Source organism: Shewanella sp. AC34-MNA-CIBAN-0136 (assembly GCF_040309945.1).
GTDB lineage: Bacteria > Pseudomonadota > Gammaproteobacteria > Enterobacterales > Shewanellaceae > Shewanella.
This window is the reverse complement of the sequence record NZ_JBEOPJ010000002.1, coordinates 110445-128405: the sequence shown is the minus strand read 5'-3', so window position 1 is coordinate 128405 and position 17961 is coordinate 110445. Positions and strand designations below refer to the sequence as shown.

At 40.5% G+C, this 17961-nt stretch carries 19 protein-coding genes; 14 read left to right on the top strand and 5 right to left on the bottom strand.

The features are described 5' to 3' along the window. The first annotated feature begins 69 nt into the window (after window positions 1–69). Both AAEY94_RS02300 and AAEY94_RS02295 read left to right on the top strand, forming a co-directional pair. Window positions 70–2400, top strand: coding sequence for a TonB-dependent receptor (locus AAEY94_RS02300; protein WP_502959378.1), 2331 nt, complete (start codon window positions 70–72; stop codon window positions 2398–2400). Window positions 2401–2414: 14 nt separating this feature from the next. After that, a complete protein-coding gene (locus AAEY94_RS02295; RefSeq protein WP_101086129.1) occupies window positions 2415–3095 on the top strand; it encodes a Fe2+-dependent dioxygenase in 681 nt (226 codons plus the stop codon). A gap of 231 nt (window positions 3096–3326) precedes the next feature. Here AAEY94_RS02295 and nrfD read toward each other — a convergent pair whose 3' ends face one another. From nrfD to AAEY94_RS02275, 4 genes are all read right to left on the bottom strand, one after another. Continuing rightward, entirely contained in the window at window positions 3327–4268 is a 942-nt protein-coding gene (nrfD, locus tag AAEY94_RS02290) for an NrfD/PsrC family molybdoenzyme membrane anchor subunit (protein WP_101086128.1), read from the bottom strand. Then, window positions 4265–4951, bottom strand: a complete 687-nt coding sequence (locus AAEY94_RS02285; protein ID WP_101086127.1) for a 4Fe-4S dicluster domain-containing protein — start codon at window positions 4949–4951, stop codon at window positions 4265–4267. Before AAEY94_RS02285 ends, nrfD begins: the two co-directional genes overlap by 4 nt. A gap of 6 nt (window positions 4952–4957) precedes the next feature. Further along, window positions 4958–5422: a cytochrome c3 family protein gene (locus AAEY94_RS02280; RefSeq protein ID WP_101086126.1), complete on the bottom strand. Its 465-nt coding sequence runs from the start codon at window positions 5420–5422 to the stop codon at window positions 4958–4960. 75 nt (window positions 5423–5497) lie between these two features. Continuing rightward, window positions 5498–5962, bottom strand: a complete 465-nt coding sequence (locus AAEY94_RS02275; protein ID WP_101086125.1) for a hypothetical protein — start codon at window positions 5960–5962, stop codon at window positions 5498–5500. Between the two features lie 518 nt (window positions 5963–6480). On the opposite strand from AAEY94_RS02275, the gene AAEY94_RS02270 reads away from it, so the two are divergent. The 8 genes from AAEY94_RS02270 to AAEY94_RS02235 all read left to right on the top strand — a co-directional run bounded on the left by AAEY94_RS02270 (window position 6481) and on the right by AAEY94_RS02235 (window position 13613). Next, on the top strand, window positions 6481–7440 hold the full coding sequence (locus AAEY94_RS02270) for a LysR family transcriptional regulator (RefSeq protein WP_101086124.1): 960 nt from the start codon (window positions 6481–6483) through the stop codon (window positions 7438–7440). A 500-nt stretch (window positions 7441–7940) separates the two neighbouring features. Then, window positions 7941–8726 (top strand): AzlC family ABC transporter permease, encoded by a 786-nt coding sequence (locus AAEY94_RS02265; RefSeq protein WP_350976938.1) that lies wholly within the window; start codon window positions 7941–7943, stop codon window positions 8724–8726. Continuing rightward, window positions 8723–9025 carry an AzlD domain-containing protein gene (locus tag AAEY94_RS02260; protein WP_059746143.1) on the top strand — a complete coding sequence of 101 codons (303 nt, stop codon included), beginning with the start codon at window positions 8723–8725 and terminating at the stop codon, window positions 9023–9025. The genes AAEY94_RS02265 and AAEY94_RS02260 overlap by 4 nt, the downstream gene beginning before the upstream one ends. 97 nt (window positions 9026–9122) lie before the next feature. Next, window positions 9123–10538 (top strand): UDP-N-acetylmuramate:L-alanyl-gamma-D-glutamyl-meso-diaminopimelate ligase, encoded by a 1416-nt coding sequence (mpl, locus tag AAEY94_RS02255; protein ID WP_101086121.1) that lies wholly within the window; start codon window positions 9123–9125, stop codon window positions 10536–10538. Between the two features lie 25 nt (window positions 10539–10563). Next, the gene (locus AAEY94_RS02250; protein ID WP_101086120.1) at window positions 10564–11223 is read left to right on the top strand and encodes a flavin prenyltransferase UbiX; all 660 of its coding nucleotides are present in this window, start codon (window positions 10564–10566) and stop codon (window positions 11221–11223) included. A 7-nt stretch (window positions 11224–11230) separates the two neighbouring features. Next, the gene (hpt, locus tag AAEY94_RS02245) at window positions 11231–11761 is read left to right on the top strand and encodes a hypoxanthine phosphoribosyltransferase (RefSeq protein WP_011638672.1); all 531 of its coding nucleotides are present in this window, start codon (window positions 11231–11233) and stop codon (window positions 11759–11761) included. Window positions 11762–11907: 146 nt separating this feature from the next. Continuing rightward, window positions 11908–12843 (top strand): ABC transporter ATP-binding protein, encoded by a 936-nt coding sequence (locus AAEY94_RS02240; protein WP_101086323.1) that lies wholly within the window; start codon window positions 11908–11910, stop codon window positions 12841–12843. After that, the gene (locus AAEY94_RS02235; protein ID WP_101086119.1) at window positions 12843–13613 is read left to right on the top strand and encodes an ABC transporter permease; all 771 of its coding nucleotides are present in this window, start codon (window positions 12843–12845) and stop codon (window positions 13611–13613) included. Before AAEY94_RS02240 ends, AAEY94_RS02235 begins: the two co-directional genes overlap by 1 nt. A 154-nt stretch (window positions 13614–13767) precedes the next feature. Here the strand turns inward: AAEY94_RS02235 and AAEY94_RS02230 are convergent, their stop codons facing one another. Further along, window positions 13768–14046, bottom strand: coding sequence for a tyrosine-type recombinase/integrase (locus AAEY94_RS02230; RefSeq protein WP_502959376.1), 279 nt, complete (start codon window positions 14044–14046; stop codon window positions 13768–13770). A 321-nt stretch (window positions 14047–14367) separates the two neighbouring features. On the opposite strand from AAEY94_RS02230, the gene AAEY94_RS02225 reads away from it, so the two are divergent. The 4 genes from AAEY94_RS02225 (at window position 14368) to AAEY94_RS02210 (ending at window position 17942) form a co-directional block, all read left to right on the top strand. Then, window positions 14368–15378 carry a substrate-binding domain-containing protein gene (locus AAEY94_RS02225; protein ID WP_162022310.1) on the top strand — a complete coding sequence of 337 codons (1011 nt, stop codon included), beginning with the start codon at window positions 14368–14370 and terminating at the stop codon, window positions 15376–15378. Window positions 15379–15829: 451 nt separating this feature from the next. Then, window positions 15830–16531 (top strand): CPBP family glutamic-type intramembrane protease, encoded by a 702-nt coding sequence (locus AAEY94_RS02220; RefSeq protein WP_157822779.1) that lies wholly within the window; start codon window positions 15830–15832, stop codon window positions 16529–16531. A gap of 544 nt (window positions 16532–17075) precedes the next feature. Then, window positions 17076–17240, top strand: a complete 165-nt coding sequence (locus AAEY94_RS02215; RefSeq protein WP_157822778.1) for a hypothetical protein — start codon at window positions 17076–17078, stop codon at window positions 17238–17240. Window positions 17241–17327: 87 nt separating this feature from the next. Beyond that, window positions 17328–17942 (top strand): DUF2306 domain-containing protein, encoded by a 615-nt coding sequence (locus AAEY94_RS02210; protein ID WP_350976931.1) that lies wholly within the window; start codon window positions 17328–17330, stop codon window positions 17940–17942. Window positions 17943–17961: the final 19 nt, after the last annotated feature.

Below are 17961 nucleotides of genomic sequence, written 5' to 3'. Positions count from 1 at the left end.
TCTTTGTTTCATTTATGTAAAGTGCATCACATAAATGAAATTTAGTTAACGCTTATTAATAACAGGATGATGTTAAGCATGAAGTCGAGTAATTACAGTAAGTTATCGTTAGGTGCTCAAGCCGTTGCTGCAGCATTAGTATTCAGTAGCCCAGCGCTATATGCTGCAGACACCAAAAATGAAACTTGCGATAAGGATATATTGGCGAAATGTAAACCCGCGCAAACGGACGAATCAATAGAGCGAATTCGTGTTCATGGTGTGCAAAACTCGGTTTACATGTTTAATAACTCTGCTGACAAACGCCGAATGGCTGCACTTGTCGATACGCCTCAAGTGATTACCGTGTTAACTCAAGACCAAATTCAAGAGTCAGGAAATACTGACTTAAAAGACATTTTGTCAGCTCAAGCGGGTGTCACCCTTGGTACGGGTGAAAACGGTAATGCATTCGGTGATCGTTATATTATCCGTGGTCACGAAGCACGTAGCGACGTGTTTGTAGATGGACTTCGCGACCCTGGCATGACCACTCGTGAAAGTTTTGCCACCGAGCGAGTTGAAATTACCAAAGGTCCAAGTTCAACATTTGCTGGCCGTGGTTCATCAGGCGGTGCCATTAACAGTGTGACTAAAAAAGCCTCAGTAGCTTACGATTTTGGCCGCGTCGATCTCGGTATTGGTACTGACGATCACACTCGTCTAACGGTGGACTATAACTTACCGATATCAGACAAAGTGGCAGTACGCCTTAACGGCTTAACCGCTGAAGAAGACAAGCCGGGCCGCGAAGGCGTTACGAGTGAACGCCAAGGTGTTCAGTTATCGGGTGTGTATGAAGCCACCGATGCATTGTCATTTACCGCCGATGGTTACTACCTAGACGCGAAAGATGTGCCAGATTTAGGCAGTTATTTTGATCGAGATACTCGTAAGCCGCTAGAAGATATTCCTGTTTATGCTCAAGATGGTGACTTTCTAAATTCTAAGGTCACCACGTTTACCTTACGTACCGAATATGAGTTAAATGACAGCATTACGTTGTACAACGCCACACGCGTTGGACATACCGAAAATGGCTATATTACAACCGGTATGGGCGGCACAACGCGGGCAGATACCGACCCAACAGCGCCTGGTGCCAGCACCTTAACGCTTAGTACTCACCAAGGTAACCAAGATGTTGATTATGTCAGCACTCAATTCAACTTATTTTGGAACACTCAAGCACTTGGTTTTAATCATAAGTTAGTATTTGGCCTTGAATACACAGATGAAAATGTTGATAACGGCGTATATAGCATCACCAACAACAATGATGGAAATTGTTTGACCAATGGTCGCGGTGGCGTATCAGAGTCTTATTGTATTATTGATGGTGACGGCAATACTGTCGATAATATCGGCCAATTAATCAATCGCAGCTATGTTGATGGTGGATCAGATGCGATATACGACATCGAAACCGTGTCGGCATACATGATGGATACGGTAGAATTAACCGATCAGTTAGCATTATTTTTTGGTTTTAGACAAGACAGCTTTGATTACAGTAACAACACCACAGGTCGTGATGGCGAAGTGGATTATGCCTATTCCGATACCATGTATAACGGCAATATTGGCTTAGTTTACGACTTATCTGAAGATGCCAATATCTACGCCAATTACAGTACTGCAACCAACATCAACGGCGGTGAGTCTGACTTAGGTGCTAACTGTGGTTACGGTGGTATTTGTGGTACACAAGAGCAAGCTGCTGAAGCCGATGCCGAAATCGTTGAAAACCTAGAGCTTGGCACCAAGTGGATGTTGTTTGACGACAAAATGATGTTTTCAGCATCGATCTTCCAAATCACTAAAAGTGATGTAATGGAAAGTGTTGGCGACAGCTACTCAACTTTGGGGACACTTAATACCGGTAAAAACCGCGTTAAAGGTATTGAGTTTGGTATGGTCGGCAATATTACTGACAAACTCAGCATACAATTCTCGGCAGCCAAAATGGATTCAGAAATTTTAGAATCTTATAATCCAGCTAACATTGGTTTAGTACTGAGTAACTTTGCAGACGAGAGCGCTTATTTGCAACTGCGTTATGAACTAACAGAGTCATTTGTATTTGGTGGTAGTTACACTTATCAAAGTGAAATGTATGGTGGACAACCAGACACTGCAGCAGGTTATGATAGCGACAATAGCCGTTACAGCATTGTGGTGCCTAACTATCAAGTAGTTGATTTATTTGCCAGTTACAATGCTACTGAGGATTTAACTTTCCGCATAAACGTAGGTAACATATTGAACGAAGAATATTGGACTGCAGCTTATCGTTCTGGCTCATTTATGTACTTAGGTGATGCCCGTAATGCTAAATTGTCGATGACCTATGAGTTTTAATTAAAGGTATTTGCATGATTGTTATTGAACAAATTCTCTCGAAACAGGATGTCAGCGCTTATCGTCAGCAATTGGCTGAATGTCCGTGGGGCGACGGTCGCACAACCGCAATGGGAATGGCGGCGTCGGTTAAAAATAACAATCAAGCAGATGCGCAACACGCTAATGTGCGCCAACTGGCTAACCAACTACTGGCGCGTATTGGCGAAACGCCTAAAATTGTATCAGCGGCGTTACCGCATAAGATATTTCCGCCGTGCTTTAATCGTTATAGCGAAACTGAAGAGTATGGTTACCATGTCGATGCAGCCATCATGCGGATCCCCAATACCTCTGAAGTGATCCGCAGTGATGTATCCATGACGGTATTTTTGAGTGAACCCGAAGAGTATGACGGTGGTGAGTTAGTTATTGCCACTGAATTTGGCCTGCAGCAAATTAAATTACCTGCAGGATACGCCGTAGTATACCCGTCGAGTAGTTTGCATAAAGTGACCGCGGTAACCCGAGGGCAACGCGTAGCAGCTATTACCTGGATGCAAAGTATGGTGGCCGATGTCACTTTACGCCAAACCTTGTATCAGCTCGATCAAAGCATTCAAAACTTGATCAAAACCAATAACACAGATCGCGCCGAGTTAGATAACCTGCATAATGTGTATCACAATTTGATAAGGCAGTTTACCCAGCTGTAATCGCTCTAGTGGGCTTTGAATGACGGGGTAATAATGGTTGGTTTTGAATTGTTAGCTTGTCTTAATGCCAATTAAAATCAATTGGTAAAAATAGTTAAGCGAAGGTGACTCAAAAAATGGTGACTCAAAAAAATGAGACTCAATAAAGGGACGAGGTTACAAACAGCGGTATCTTCTGTTGAATAGACGGTGACAGTACGATTGCTAACGCGTGCTATCACCGTTAATTTATTAACTTACCACCATTTGACCGGTATAAAGTATAAAGTTACGTAATAATATGACGCCCAATAAACTCAGACATGCTGTTCCGGCAACATAGGAAAACTTGCGTTTTGAAGTGGCGGTCATAAATAAGTTCATCGCTAATGGGGCCGACAATCCTAGTCCCATAATGCCGAACCAGAATATAAATCCCCAAAAGCCTACTCCGATAGCATTGAATGCCGCAACCTTGCTTTGGCCACCACTGAAGACCAATCCTAGGAAGAAGGTGAACATAAGGAGTATCTCGCCTAAAATCAATGGGATCTCTATTTTATGAATAAAACGTACTTCAGCACCATTGGGATTGCCTTTGAGTAACACACCACCTAATAGTGATGCAGCGGCACCTGAAGACAAGCCAGAAGCTAAAAATAGTAAGGGTAATACTCCGGTATTCCACATCGGGAAGTGAGGTTGAGCCGATAATAAAAATCCGGTATAGGCACCTAGCGACACTGAGAAAATCACTAGTAAACCGGTTATACCTGCTTCATATCGCGCTAGCAGCCTGGTTAACGTACAGACGATTGGTAAATGTTTTTCACAAAATTTATCAATGGGTTGTCTGAATGCTACTGCAATCCAAGCATACATAAATACTTGATATAGCATTAAGATAATCACACCCATCGACATCACCGACGTAGGATTGTAAAACACTAGAATCTTCCAAAAGTCCCAAGGTTTTGTTAAATCTAATACCAACACTCCTAAGCCAGCTAAAACGGAAATTGCCGCAATAATACAAGCAGCTATAATAAATCCAGACTGATATGCTTTCTCTTTTAAGCAAAAATGTTTCAATAAAACAGCGAAGAACATGGCGCCTGCGGATGCCCCGGCTAAAAATAGGTATATTGCAATGGGCCAGTGCCAAACCAATGTATCAAAATGAAAAGCACTCATAATATAATCTCCCCTTGTTTCGCTTTGATACGAAATATTTTAGGTCGGGTACCTAAATCTTGCTTAAAGCGCTCAGTCGGATTCGCCTTTAATAGTGCAACCAGTTCAGACTCGGGATCTTTAAGATTGCCAAACACTAATGCTTTTGTCGGACATATTTCTACACAGGCAGGTTGTTTACCCTGTTTGAGATTAGTTTCACGGCAGAAGTCACATTTGTCGGCAGCTTTAGTAACAGGATTAATAAAACGCACTTCATAAGGGCAGGCCGCAATACAGTATTGGCAACCGACACATTTATCTGCATTTACTGCAACAATACCGGTTTCTTTATTAATAAAGGCGGCCCCGGTTGGACAAACAGAAACGCAAGGTGCGTTCTCGCAATGTTCACAAGAATGTCGAGAAAAATGATAAAACTGATTAGGGTATTCTCCAAACGGCCCAGTTCTTTCAATGCTTAGTCGTGTGACACCTTCAGGTACATGATTCACTTCTCGACATGCTTCAACACAGGCATTACAGCCAATGCATTTAGTTTCATCATGTAACAAAGCGTACTTTATGTTGTTTATAGCGGGTTCCATTTCGGCATTGGCATTATTACCACTGAGTGGATATACCGACACGCCTGCAACCAATGCGCAGGTGCTTTTAAGGAAATGCCTTCTTGAGTTTTCCATGATTACTTACCTCTGCACCGTGTGACAATTTCGGCACACATTACTGCGATCTTTTGATCCTAAGCCCATTATGGGGTCAGATTCAGGATGCAGTTTATGGCAAGATGTACAACTCACTTTTTGAGCATGTACGTTGTGAGTCCACTCTGCTTGGGATATCTTTTTAGGCGAATGGCATTTCAAACAAACGTCATTTTTAGCGTCTATTGTAATGTCGTTTCCCGCCGAAAATACCATCAGGTCATTGGGTTTTTTAGGGTGATTTCCTTGCTCACCATGGCATGAGCTACAGCTCATTTTTAGCTGTGCTTGGGCATGGTGGCCTAGCATTGCACCATTGCGTTTATGGCATCTCATACATGAGTCATTGTTAATTTTCTCAGTAGAGTTAGCGCTATTTGCTCCCTGACTAATAAGGGCAAACGACAATACGCCTACACTTAACATCAGTAGCCAGTTATTCCGGGACATAATCAGTCCTCTCTACAATCATGGGTTATCAAAAAATATCGGGTGAAAACAGATTGTCTTCACCCGACAGGGTCTTCATACCGGTAGGGATAGCTTTAACATTTGCATGTCGTAAGGTTTGCCTCGAACGATTTCAACTAATTTAACGTTGAATTTTTCAAACAAACTTTTTGCGTTAGCATCATCTTGTTGACTGAAATCAGAGATAACCAATTTCACTTCCGACGAGTCATGATCTATCACGACATAATCGAATCGTGTATGGTTTTCGGCTGCGGTTTGGGCATCCATTTCGAACACGGTATCGATTGGAACGTTGCAACAAACATCATATTTGCCGCCCACCATTGTTTTTAGTGATTTTAAAAAGTTAAAGCTCTGAGTATCAAAAAGCATTTTTTTGAACTTAATTGAGTGCTCTTCAGTGTCAGTTTTGAAGAACTTTATACAAGTCATAATGAAAATTACTAATATAAAGGGAACCACAATAAACAGCACAGAGTACACAAATGCATAACTTAAAAAGACTGAAGTAATCATATTATCCTCCAAGAAATCGTTTTTAATTTATTGTTTTATGAATTAAACATACGTCATTGACGTACGATCAATATTATCCTTATATTTTGATTTTTAATTGATCGTAATCAATTAAATGATGTGCTTTTAATTTATTCGATCGTAGTTATGATTTAGGTCTTATTGTTTTTTTCTGCATTTTAAGTTGATATATATTTGAAATAAACAAAGTTGATTTGAAAGTTATTAAGTTTAAATTTGAGTTTTTAAAATATTGATATGTTGAAATTTAATAAATCAATATGTGAATATCTGTTTTCTCGAAATTCTAGTTGTTTAATTGGATATTACAATACATGAAATTAGCTTTTACTAAACATTGCTCCAATCGATGGAAGCATTCTATGTGAAATATGTCGTGTTATAAAATCATTTTTATGATCTGGAATAAGTAATCATTGAATACTTAAAATAACATTATGAACTCTTTTTAAAAGCGTTAGAATGCTAGGTTATATACCTAAAATGGAGTATCTAAGATGAAGCCAATTGACTTAGATAAATTAGATTTATTAACACTATCTATATTAGTGAGTCTTTATGAAAATAAATCAGCGACGCATGTTTCTAGAATATTAGATGTGCCAGCTTCGAAGATAAGTCGTTGTTTACACACAGCAAGACTCATATTTGGTGATGAGCTGTTTATTAGGCGGAAATACGGATTAGTCCCAAATGATTATGCGGGAAAAATTTATCCCATTGCTAAAGAAATAGTGGACTGTGCTAAAAACTTCAATCGAGTTAATAGTGCTGAACAATCGCATAATCGATACTTTGAATTAGTCATTCCTGGAATGATTGCTTATGCCTATCCGCGAGCATTGATGAAATCCATTAAAGAACACAATAAAAATATCCATATTAATGTGAGTAGCTGGAATAGTCATTCTCTGGAAAGCGTGATTAGCGATCCACACAGTATTGTGATGTGTTGCTGCAAAGGCCCTGAAGAGATCCTCTGTTTTGACCAAAAATTACAGGTTGAAGTGCTTGCGACAATGAACCGACAATACTTACTCAGCTGCAGAAAGCACCCTATATTAAAGCAAGACATCTCTCTAGAAACCATTGCTAAATACCCATATATCAATACGCTTATTGGTATCCAGGCCCCCATACTCAACCCATTCCAGGAGTATTGTCAGGCTAAGGATTTATCTCTGAATACCGAAATGACCATTACCAGCGTGTCTTCTTTATTTGATTACCTCTCAGACTGTCAGTCATTGGCAATAACGCCCTACAAAGCAGTGTATGACATGTTAGATGATGACTCTGGTTTACATGCTTGCCAGTTATCTGAGTACGAATGCAATCGTCTATTTGAGGTTGTAGAGCCATTAAAATTGGTTTTAGTCACTCATCCTAGTGTTGACAATGAAGATGCAGCATGGTTAAAAAAGCAAATTCGTGAATTAACCCATGAGCTAATTTAATATAAAACGAGTTAATATGAAGGTTCGCATTATTGCCTAATGAGTGAAGTTATAATGATTCCTGTATATTTAATAGAAATAGAAATAGAAAATAGGGGGTAAGGGATAGGGGGTTTAGCTCGCTGGTATTTAGTTCTAAAGATTTAGTTCTTAATATTTAGTTATTGCTTATTTTTAAAGATGTAAAATGTCATTTTTGCATCTTGAAAGAGGGGTTTTGATATCTAATTTATTAAATTAGAATGTTGGTTATACAATTTGCAAGGTTCACGTTATCATTGTTTGTGCCTATTGATATTAAGTTAATGTATCAATTTTTTTATATTTCACTAATAGATTTTATACATAATAATGAAGCCCCTCAAGATCTCAACCCACAGCATAGTTTGAAAATTCTCCATAATGATCAGTTTTCAGGGGCTTTATTCATTTATTCACGTTAAGCTAATCTTCTTGTCACTTAGCGCGTTAGCGTAATCAGTGCAGCATAAGGAGATGATGTGAGCGCAACCGAATCTATCAGTATCACTACCACTAAAACCAAATCATTTTTAGCTGGCGCGCTTGCCGTTATGCCGCTAACGATAGCGGTGATCCCTTGGGGGATTTTAGCGGGCTCGTTTGCCCTTGAAGTTGGCCTTACAGCCGTTGAAAGCCAAGCAATGTCGGCCATTATCTTTGCTGGCAGCGCCCAGTTAGTTGCGCTTGGCATGATAAAAGCCGGTATTGGTATCGGCAGTATTCTGATAACCACCTTACTAATTACTTCAAGGCATTTATTGTATGCCATGGCCATGCGTACTCATATTAGCCCGTTGCCGCTTAAATGGCGTTTAGGGCTAGGGTTTTTACTCACCGACGAACTCTTTGCTATCGCCAATCAAACTCACAGCGGTGATAAACCAGGCCAACATCAGTTTGATCGTTGGTACGCTTTGGGCGGCGGGTTAACTTTTTATGTCGGCTGGAATATTGCTACCTTGCTCGGCATTGTCGCAGGGCAGTCTATCGACAACCTAGGCGAACTCGGGCTCGACTTTGCCATTGCAGCCACCTTTATTGCCATAGTGGTACCGACAGTAAAGAAGCCGTCAATATTAGTGTGCGTTTTAGTGTCGCTTACGTTAGCTGTGGTGTGCGCAGTATTCGCGATCCAAGCAGGGCTGTTAATTGCCGCTATATCGGGTATGGCTGCAGGCATGACCTACGCCAAACTGACTAATGAAGGAAGTGCAGTGACAACCGATGTCGATTCAACTCCTAACGCTAAGGAAGATAACGCATGACCTGGCTGATTATTTTATCAATGGCAGCGGTGGTATTTGTTAGTAGGCACTTGTTGTTAGAACCTAAATTGCCTATTCGCCTAAGTAAAAACACCTTAACGTTTTTAAGCTATTCAGCACCTGCGGTATTAACCGCCATATTAGCCCCTATCGTATTTGTGCCCGAAGGCCAGCTGGCTATTAGTGTGCATAATCCTTATTTAACCTGTGCGCTAGTGGCCACTGTGCTGGCTTACGTCACCCGTAATACCTTGCTCACAACCGTGCTCAGTATGGGGCTGTTTTTTATTTTGTATTAACAACATACCCTAGATTAATTTCAATCATTGTTAACTGACATTCTGTGGCGCAATAGATTAGAATAACCGCCATATTACGGACCAATTAGAGTTGAGTATGCACGTACACATTTTAGGTATTTGTGGCACTTTTATGGGCGGTTTAGCCCTACTTGCCCGCGCAATGGGCCACAAAGTTACCGGCAGCGATGCCAACGTTTACCCGCCGATGAGCACCCAGCTTGAGCAACAAGGTATTGAGCTAATCCAGGGGTTTGATCCGGCTCAATTAGGCAAAGAAGGCGACAACCAACCAGACTTAGTGGTTATTGGTAACGCCATGAGCCGCGGTAATCCGTGTGTAGAAGCAGTATTAAATCGCGGCATAAAATACACTTCTGGGCCGCAGTTTTTGGCTGAATATATTTTGCAAGACCGTTGGGTATTGGCGGTAGCGGGAACACACGGTAAAACTTCTACTTCAAGCATGCTCGCGTGGGTTTTAGAGTACTGCGGCTACGAGCCGGGGTTTTTAATTGGCGGCGTACCGCAAAATTTCGGTGTGTCAGCACGTTTAGGTAACTCAGTGTTTTTTGTTGTCGAAGCCGACGAATACGACAGTGCCTTTTTTGATAAACGTTCTAAGTTTGTTCATTACCATCCTCGCACTTTAGTGATCAATAACCTTGAATTTGATCATGCCGATATTTTTGCCGATTTAGCGGCGATCCAACGCCAGTTTAATCATGTTATACGTACTGTGCCGGGCGAGGGTAAAGTGATTTGGCCTAGCGACGTTGAAGCCGTACAACAAGTGATTGATATGGGCTGTTGGAGCGAGCAAGAAATTTATTCTAAAGCCACAAGCTTAGCCAGCGATTCAGCTCAACAAGGTGAACCAAGTGCTTGGCAGTCGCGTACTATTGCCGACGATGGCCATGAATTTGAAGTGCTGTTTAAGGGCGAGTCGCAAGGAGTATTAAACTGGGCATTAATAGGTCAGCATAATATTGAAAATGCCATAATGGCAATAGCGGCTGCTCGTCATGTGGGCGTAGCGCCAGGTCATGCTATTGAGGCGTTGGCACAATTTAGTCCACCAAAGCGTCGTTTAGAGCTATTAGCCACAGTAAACGGTGTGGCGGTGTATGACGATTTTGCTCATCATCCAACCGCTATAGCCACTACATTACAAGGGTTACGGGCTAAAGTTGCATCTAGTGACAATCCTAATGGCAACATTATTGTGGTGCTAGAGCCGCGCTCAAACACCATGAAAAGTGGAGTACATAAAGATACTCTCGCCAACTCGATGGCATTAGCCGATGTAGGTTATCTATATCAAGCGGATAATATTGGTTGGGACATTCATGCCAGTATGGCTAACGCGCCAATTCCTGTGACTGTGTTTAACAACATTGAAGATATTATTAGCACTGTCGTCGCCACAGCAAACCAAGGTGATACCGTGGTCATCATGAGTAATGGTGGCTTTAATGGGATTCACCAGAAAATTATTAAGGCTTTAGCGTAAGGCTTTCGCCGACAGAGGGTACAACATGGCCTACGCCAAAAAAGCTAAAGCAATTAGTCTTGCCTGGACGGGGGCATCTGGCGCTCCTTATGGCATTAAGCTGCTGGAATGTTTGTTAGCGGCCGATTTCCAAGTTTTTTTAATGATATCCAGTGCAGCGCGGGTGGTATTAGCCACCGAACATGGCTTGCAACTGAGCGCAAATCCACAAAAAGCCAAAGAGCAATTAATTGAACAGCTGCATAATTCCGATGAGCCATTAAAAGGTGAGCTAGTCGTATTAGGCAAAGATGAATGGTTTTCGCCGCCAGCATCAGGCAGTGCTGCGCCTAAGCAAATGGTGGTTTGTCCGTGCTCAACTGGCACATTAGCCGCTATCGCGACAGGCATGAGTAATAATTTGCTCGAAAGAGCAGCAGACGTAGTATTAAAAGAGCGCGGGCAGTTAATCCTTGTTCCGCGTGAAACTCCGTTTAGTGCCATACACTTAGAACATATGTTAAGCCTTACGCGCAACGGTGCGACCATCATGCCAGCAGCCCCAGGCTTTTATCATAATCCCAAATCGGTTGAAGATCTGGTAAACTTCATGGTTTCCCGAATACTTGATCATTTGGGCATTGAACACGACTTAACGAGTCGCTGGGGATACGGACGTACTCAGTCACACGACATCGACAATTGAGAGATTTATGAAGCACACCATTGAAATGATGATTTCAGAACAAGAAATCAATAAAACCCTAGACCAGCTAGCAGAACGTATTAATGCTCATTACGCCGACAGTGAACGCTTATTAATGGTTGGCTTATTAAAAGGTTCTGTCGTGTTTATGGCCGATTTGTGTCGCCGTATCAAAGGCCATGTTGAAATCGATTTTATGTCAGTATCAAGCTATGGTAATACCATGAACAGCTCGCGTGATGTGAAAGTGCTTAAAGATGTACAATCTGACATCGCCGGCCGTGACGTATTAATCGTTGAAGACTTAATCGACTCAGGTAACACCTTAAACAAAGTGCGCGAGATGTTATTACTCCGTGAGCCAAAAAGCTTAGCGCTTTGTACATTATTAGATAAACCAGAGCGCCGTGAAGTCGATGTTTATGTCGACTTTATTGGTATTACCATCCCAGACGAGTTTATTGTGGGTTACGGTATCGACTACGCAGAGCAGTATCGCAACTTGCCTTACATCGCTAAAGTGGTTCCATTAGATTAATGAGATTTGTATACACTCCCGCTACACAGGCGGGAGTTTTGTTTTGGGCGTCAGAATATTTCAGCGTCTTTCTCATCTACATTACGTCATAAGCAGCACGTAATAAAAAGTGTTTAATTCGCAATTCATGGATTAGAGGTATGACAATGAGTAACACCAACAATGCATTGGTGATCGAAAACCTTAAAAAAACCTATAAAGGTGGCGTAGAAGCCGTTAAGTCGATCAGTTTGACGGTAAAGCAAGGTGACTTTTTTGCCCTGCTTGGCCCTAATGGTGCGGGTAAATCTACCACCATCGGCATTATCAGCTCATTGGTACAGAAAACCGCTGGTACAGTGTCGGTATTTGGTTTTGATATTGATAAGCAGCTCGAACATGCCAAGTTATGCATCGGGTTAGTGCCGCAAGAATTTAACTTTAACCAGTTTGAAACCGTGCAACAAATAGTGGTTAACCAAGCAGGTTACTATGGGGTACCAAAAGCGGTTGCATTAGAGCGTGCTGAAAAGTACCTCACCCAACTTGATTTATGGCAAAAGCGTCACGCCCAAGCCCGCGAACTGTCTGGCGGTATGAAACGCCGTTTAATGATTGCCCGTGCGTTAATGCACGAACCTAAATTATTGATTTTAGATGAGCCAACAGCTGGGGTCGACATTGAACTGCGCCGTTCAATGTGGGAATTTTTAAAGCAAATCAACAAGCAAGGTGTGACCATTATTTTAACCACCCACTACCTTGAAGAAGCTGAGATGTTGTGTCGCACCATTGGTATTATCGATACCGGTTTGCTGGTGGAATGCACCACCATGAAGGCATTATTGAGTAAGCTAGATGTTGAAACCTTTATTTTCGATTTACGACACGATCTCGACGTAGCACCAATGCTCACCAATATGAATTGCCGCTTAACTGACGCACATACCTTAGAAGTCGATGTGGCCAAATCGAACAATATCAATGAATTATTTACTCAGTTAACAGCAGCCAATATCGAAGTATTGTCGATGCGCAACAAAGCTAACCGCTTAGAAGAATTATTTGTAGAGCTGGTAGAAAAAGCCAAGGAGTCAAAATAATGAACAGTCTGTATTTTGTGGCTTTTAAAAGTATTTTAACCAAAGAAATTAATCGCTTCACCCGTATTTGGATCCAAACACTGGTGCCGCCAGCCATTACCATGACGTTATACTTTTTAATTTTTGGTAATTTAGTTGGTAGCCGTATCGGAGAAATGGGCGGCGTTACCTACATGGAGTTTATCGCGCCAGGTTTAATCATGATGTCGGTGATAACCAGCTCATATTCTAATGTAGCCTCATCGTTTTACAGCGCCAAGTTTCAACGCAACATTGAAGAAATCATGGTGGCCCCAGTGCCACATTACGTGATGATAGCCGGTTACGTCGGTGGCGGCGTCGCCCGTGGTCTAAGTGTTGGTTTAATTGTTACCACAGTGGCGATGTTGTTTGTTGATATCTCGTTACATCATGTTGGCTTGGTCGTGCTAACCATGTTTTTAACCTCTGTGTTATTTTCACTTGGCGGGTTAATTAATGCGGTATTTGCCAAAAGCTTTGACGACATCAGTATTATTCCAACATTCATTCTCACACCATTAACCTACTTAGGTGGGGTATTTTACTCGTTATCGTTATTGCCACCTTTTTGGCAAGGTGTATCGGGCTTAAACCCAGTTGTGTATATGATCAACGTATTCCGCTATGGCTTTTTAGGTTTTGCTGACTTAAGTGTACCGTTATCGATTGCCATAATGGTTGGTTTTTGTGTCAGCTTATGGACACTGGCTTACTATTTAATATCGCGTGGAATTGGTTTGCGTAGCTAAGTCTTGCATAGCCTAGTCTTGCAATAGATAAACCGCTCACAAACCAGTTGTCACAATCTAAGTATAAAAGGGCTCGCAAGAGTCCTTTTTTGTGGGCGATATTTAACAGGGGTTTACTCAATAGGCTTGACCTCGGACTAAGTAATTATTACTGCTAATTATAATCCATTGGGCTTTGTACACCGGTTTGGTGTAAACCAGCTACATGAGTATAAATTTGGGTCGTTTTTACATCGGTATGGCCTAATAGCTCCTGTACCGTTCTAATGTCGTGCCCACGCCTAAGTAAGTTTGTCGCAAAAGAATGCCTAAAAGTATGGGCGGTAATGCGTTTAGTGATAGTCGCTTTCTGAACTGCTTTTTTTAATGCCTTTCTAAATGTTGTTGGATCAATGTGGTGTCGACACAGATACCCATTAATTGGATGTGACACACAGTGAATCGAAGGAAAAAGAACTCTCTCCAAAGCAATGAAAACGAGATATGTTACTTATTTAAATGATGGGTGGAATTTTTTTATGATGGGAGGGAAGTCATCGCTTCATTATTAAGACAGGCATTCAAAAATTAGAACCAATTGGTTACTGATATGGTGTTGCTATCCTGACGCATGGGGGAGTTCAAAACACAACAATATCGATTAGCCTACACTGATATGTTCGGTAATACCGTTTCAGCTCGTATCTTTAAATGAATTCCTTTGCTATATTTTATTGTAAGTAAAGTAGCGCTTTGATTTATTTCTGGAGGGGGTATGGCGAGATCACTTGTACTGTTTATTGTCTTTAGTCTAATACCCATATTTTCAGTCTATGGAAAAGAATTGAAACTTGCTGTGGTACCTAAATTTAATAGTGTTTTTTTTGAGCAAAGTAAAGCTGGTTGTATAGATGCCGCCGCTCAAATAAAAGGCGTGAAATGCATATATCGAGGACCAGATATAAGTAATGTTAGGATGCAAAATCAGGTAATAAATCAATTGATTGATGAAGGTGTCGATGGTATCGCGGTAGCCGTTACACAGTCTAAATATCTCGTTAACAATAGCCTGAAGAGAGCTAAAGAAGCAGGCATACCGATTATTACCTATGACTCTGATTTTGATGCTTCAATCAACGAAGACCCTAATAATATACGTCTAGCCTATATAGGCACTGATAATTTTGAATTGGGTAAATCATTAGGTGAAGAGTTAAAAAAACTTCGGCCTAATGGGGGGACGCTAATAATGCAATCTGGGCGACCAGATTCTCCCAATCTGAATTTAAGACTTATGGGTGTTCGTTCCGCATTATCGGGGAAAAAATACGATACGCCTCCTGGCGAATTGCTTAATAACGACTCGGGCTGGACTGAAGTTAGAGAACCTTTTTTTAATTTTGATCAGCTGGATCAATCTGTTAATCAAATGGAGTCTGTAATGAAAGGTAAACCTGTAAAAGCAGACTCCTTTATTACTGTTGGTGGTTGGGCACAAAATGATCAAGCACTTTACCGTAAAATGATTGCCCCGTACCAGGCAAAAATTAATAACAACAAGGTCATCATTATTATTACTGATACATCCTCTGAACAATTAACTATGCTGGAAGATCAACTTGCTCATATCAATATTGGTCAAAACCCATATGAAATGGGAAGACAAGCCATTTTGACACTTTATAAGATTGTAACAGAACAAAAATATGAGAAAACAATTTACACTCCTATCACAGTTTGCACACCAGAGAATGTTGATACCTGTAACAAGAGTGCGGGATTGTAATCATATTTGATTTCGCCCGAATTAACATAACCAGCCAAAGTTGTCGGCTAAACAATTAGCAATTAACAATGAAAAAACGCTTTAATTACCCTTTTAAAAGGGTAATTAAAGATGGCCAGATCAGGCCAAAACAAACCATTGTTAGCTTAAATGACACGCCTTTTCCCTGTATATAGAAAGTTGCCACTGTTGCTCGCGTTTAGTACGTAATGCTTTTCTTTGCGGGATTGATAATTCGACAGGTGAGAGCGTTGAGCATCGCCGAGAATGGGGTTATTCACATATTTTTATACTGATTTTCTGCTTATTAAGCACGCTATTTGTTAGACCAAAATTTTGATAGCAAGATTAGTTGTAAATAATGTGTGTTGCTGATAATAATCGATCTCACATATGAAAGGTGGTTCAATTACACTCCAATCTTATAAAAAGCCTGAATGGAAGAATGAGTATGCCACACCAAGATCAGAGCCTTACCATTAAAATGGCGGCTCCTTTTTGTATATTATTAATAGTGATATTACTGACACAGGTTGTTGGTGTGTATGTCAGCAATAACTTTTTAGCTTCTGGAGGGGTTAAAGGTTATTGGATTATAAGTCGATTAATCTTTCCATTTGTTCTTATTTTATTGCTGGCCATACCGTTAAAACAATTGTACTTCTCTAAACCAACAATTAATCGTGAAAACCTGCTACTTATGGCTGTGTTTTTGGGTCTTTTGCTTTGTTTATTCGTTTATCTACAATTTTTTGCCGCAGATTATTTATCTCATTATCGTCATGGCAGTTCTTTAGAGGGGCTAAGAGAGGCAGGGAAGTTTCAACGTTTTTTAATTTTTACCGTATCGACTATCATTGGCTGGGAGGTGCTTCACCGAGGATTTTTATTGGGTGGTGGCCAATATTGTTTAACTCAGCATTACAAAATCAACCCGACGGCGGCGGCTGTGATAATGACCGTTATTGTCTGCATCTTTGAAGTATTATTCCACATAAAAAAACCGATTTACGAAGCTATAGGTATGATTTTTGCCTCGCCATTATTGTCTTATTTAACCATTAAGACGCGCAGTTTATGGCCTGCATTAACGTTTCATTTATTGATTGAGTTAGCATTTGGCTTTTCCGCTTTCTATTATTCGGTCTATTAATTAGTGCATTTATAAACTTGGCCAAAATCAATAGGCCACCCAAGAGTGTTGATGGACACTAGCTTACTATTTGATATCGGACAGAATTGGTTTGTGTAGCGAAGCTGTTTTTAGCTCGTAGCAAGTCAGTGATAGCAAGTGATAGTGAATAAAATGAATCTTTTGCGGCATTACCAAATTCTGTAGTGATTAATCACTATGCAAAAACACATCTTCTAAATATAACCTAGAAAAGTAAGCTTACATGCCATATACGCGCATCTAATTTGTTTTATATTATTGGTGAAGTTGATGGCGATTAATAATAAGGTCTGAATGAGTAATAAATCATAGCAATATTTATCTAAACTCCTGATTGTATCTTTTCTCACACCCCCAAATCGTGTTCAATAAATAATCAACAAAAACAGCAGTTTCATTTAAATCCCTCTCCAAAGTCGGTTGGTGTTATGGTATTGTTAAATTTTAGCGGTGGCATTCTACAGGCTCATCAGCATGCATATAAAATATATCTACACAATTCATAATATGGAGAATTTAAAACATGGAAAAAAGTATTAAAAGTAACACTTATGCCAACACAAGCCTTGTGCTAACGACGATAGGGACTGTGCTTTCTACCCAAAAGCCTGTTTACTACATAGATATTATTATACTTGTTGCCGCTATTGGATTTGGCATTATGGGAGCTTATAAGCACAAGTCATAGCGTTCGATGCTAGCGTATATGGGTCCTAGCCAGCACAGGGTTCACTTATGAGTGTCGCGTTAGATTTTTAAAAAGGATTCGTTTTATATGGAAGTATTTAAAAAATGTGGATACGGTATTTTCTATTTTTTAGCGCTTGGTGTTAGCATTTATGCCATTCTGTTTGTAACTGTTGATTGGGTTGGCTCAGAATATTTAAAAGAAAAATTTTCATTAACACCTTTGGCAATGTATCTGCACATGGTCGGAGGCTCAATAGCGTTAACTATTGGTGCATTCCAGTTAAACAGTCGCTTAAGAGCTAAAAGCATCAAACTTCACCGAGCTCTTGGTAAGGTCTATGTTACCGCTGTATTACTCTCCGGTTCTGCTGGTTTATACTTAGCTACCAATTCTATGGGGGGGATTGTTGCTCATTTCGGTTTTGGTACTATGGCTGTTTTATGGCTTTTTACTGTAAGTATGGCATTTGTGCAAATCAAGAAAGGTAACGTGAATGCACATCGCTATTGGATGATAATAAACTACTCTTTAACTTGTTCAGCCATTACCCTTAGATTGTATCTACCATCATTCCCGTGGTTATTTAATGTAGACTTTATAACGTCTTACATTGCAATCTCTTGGGTTGCCTGGGTTCCAAATGTATTAGTAGCACAATTATATTTACTAAAAACCAAACGTGTTAATTATGCCGTTTAACGTCCTATTGATAATACAT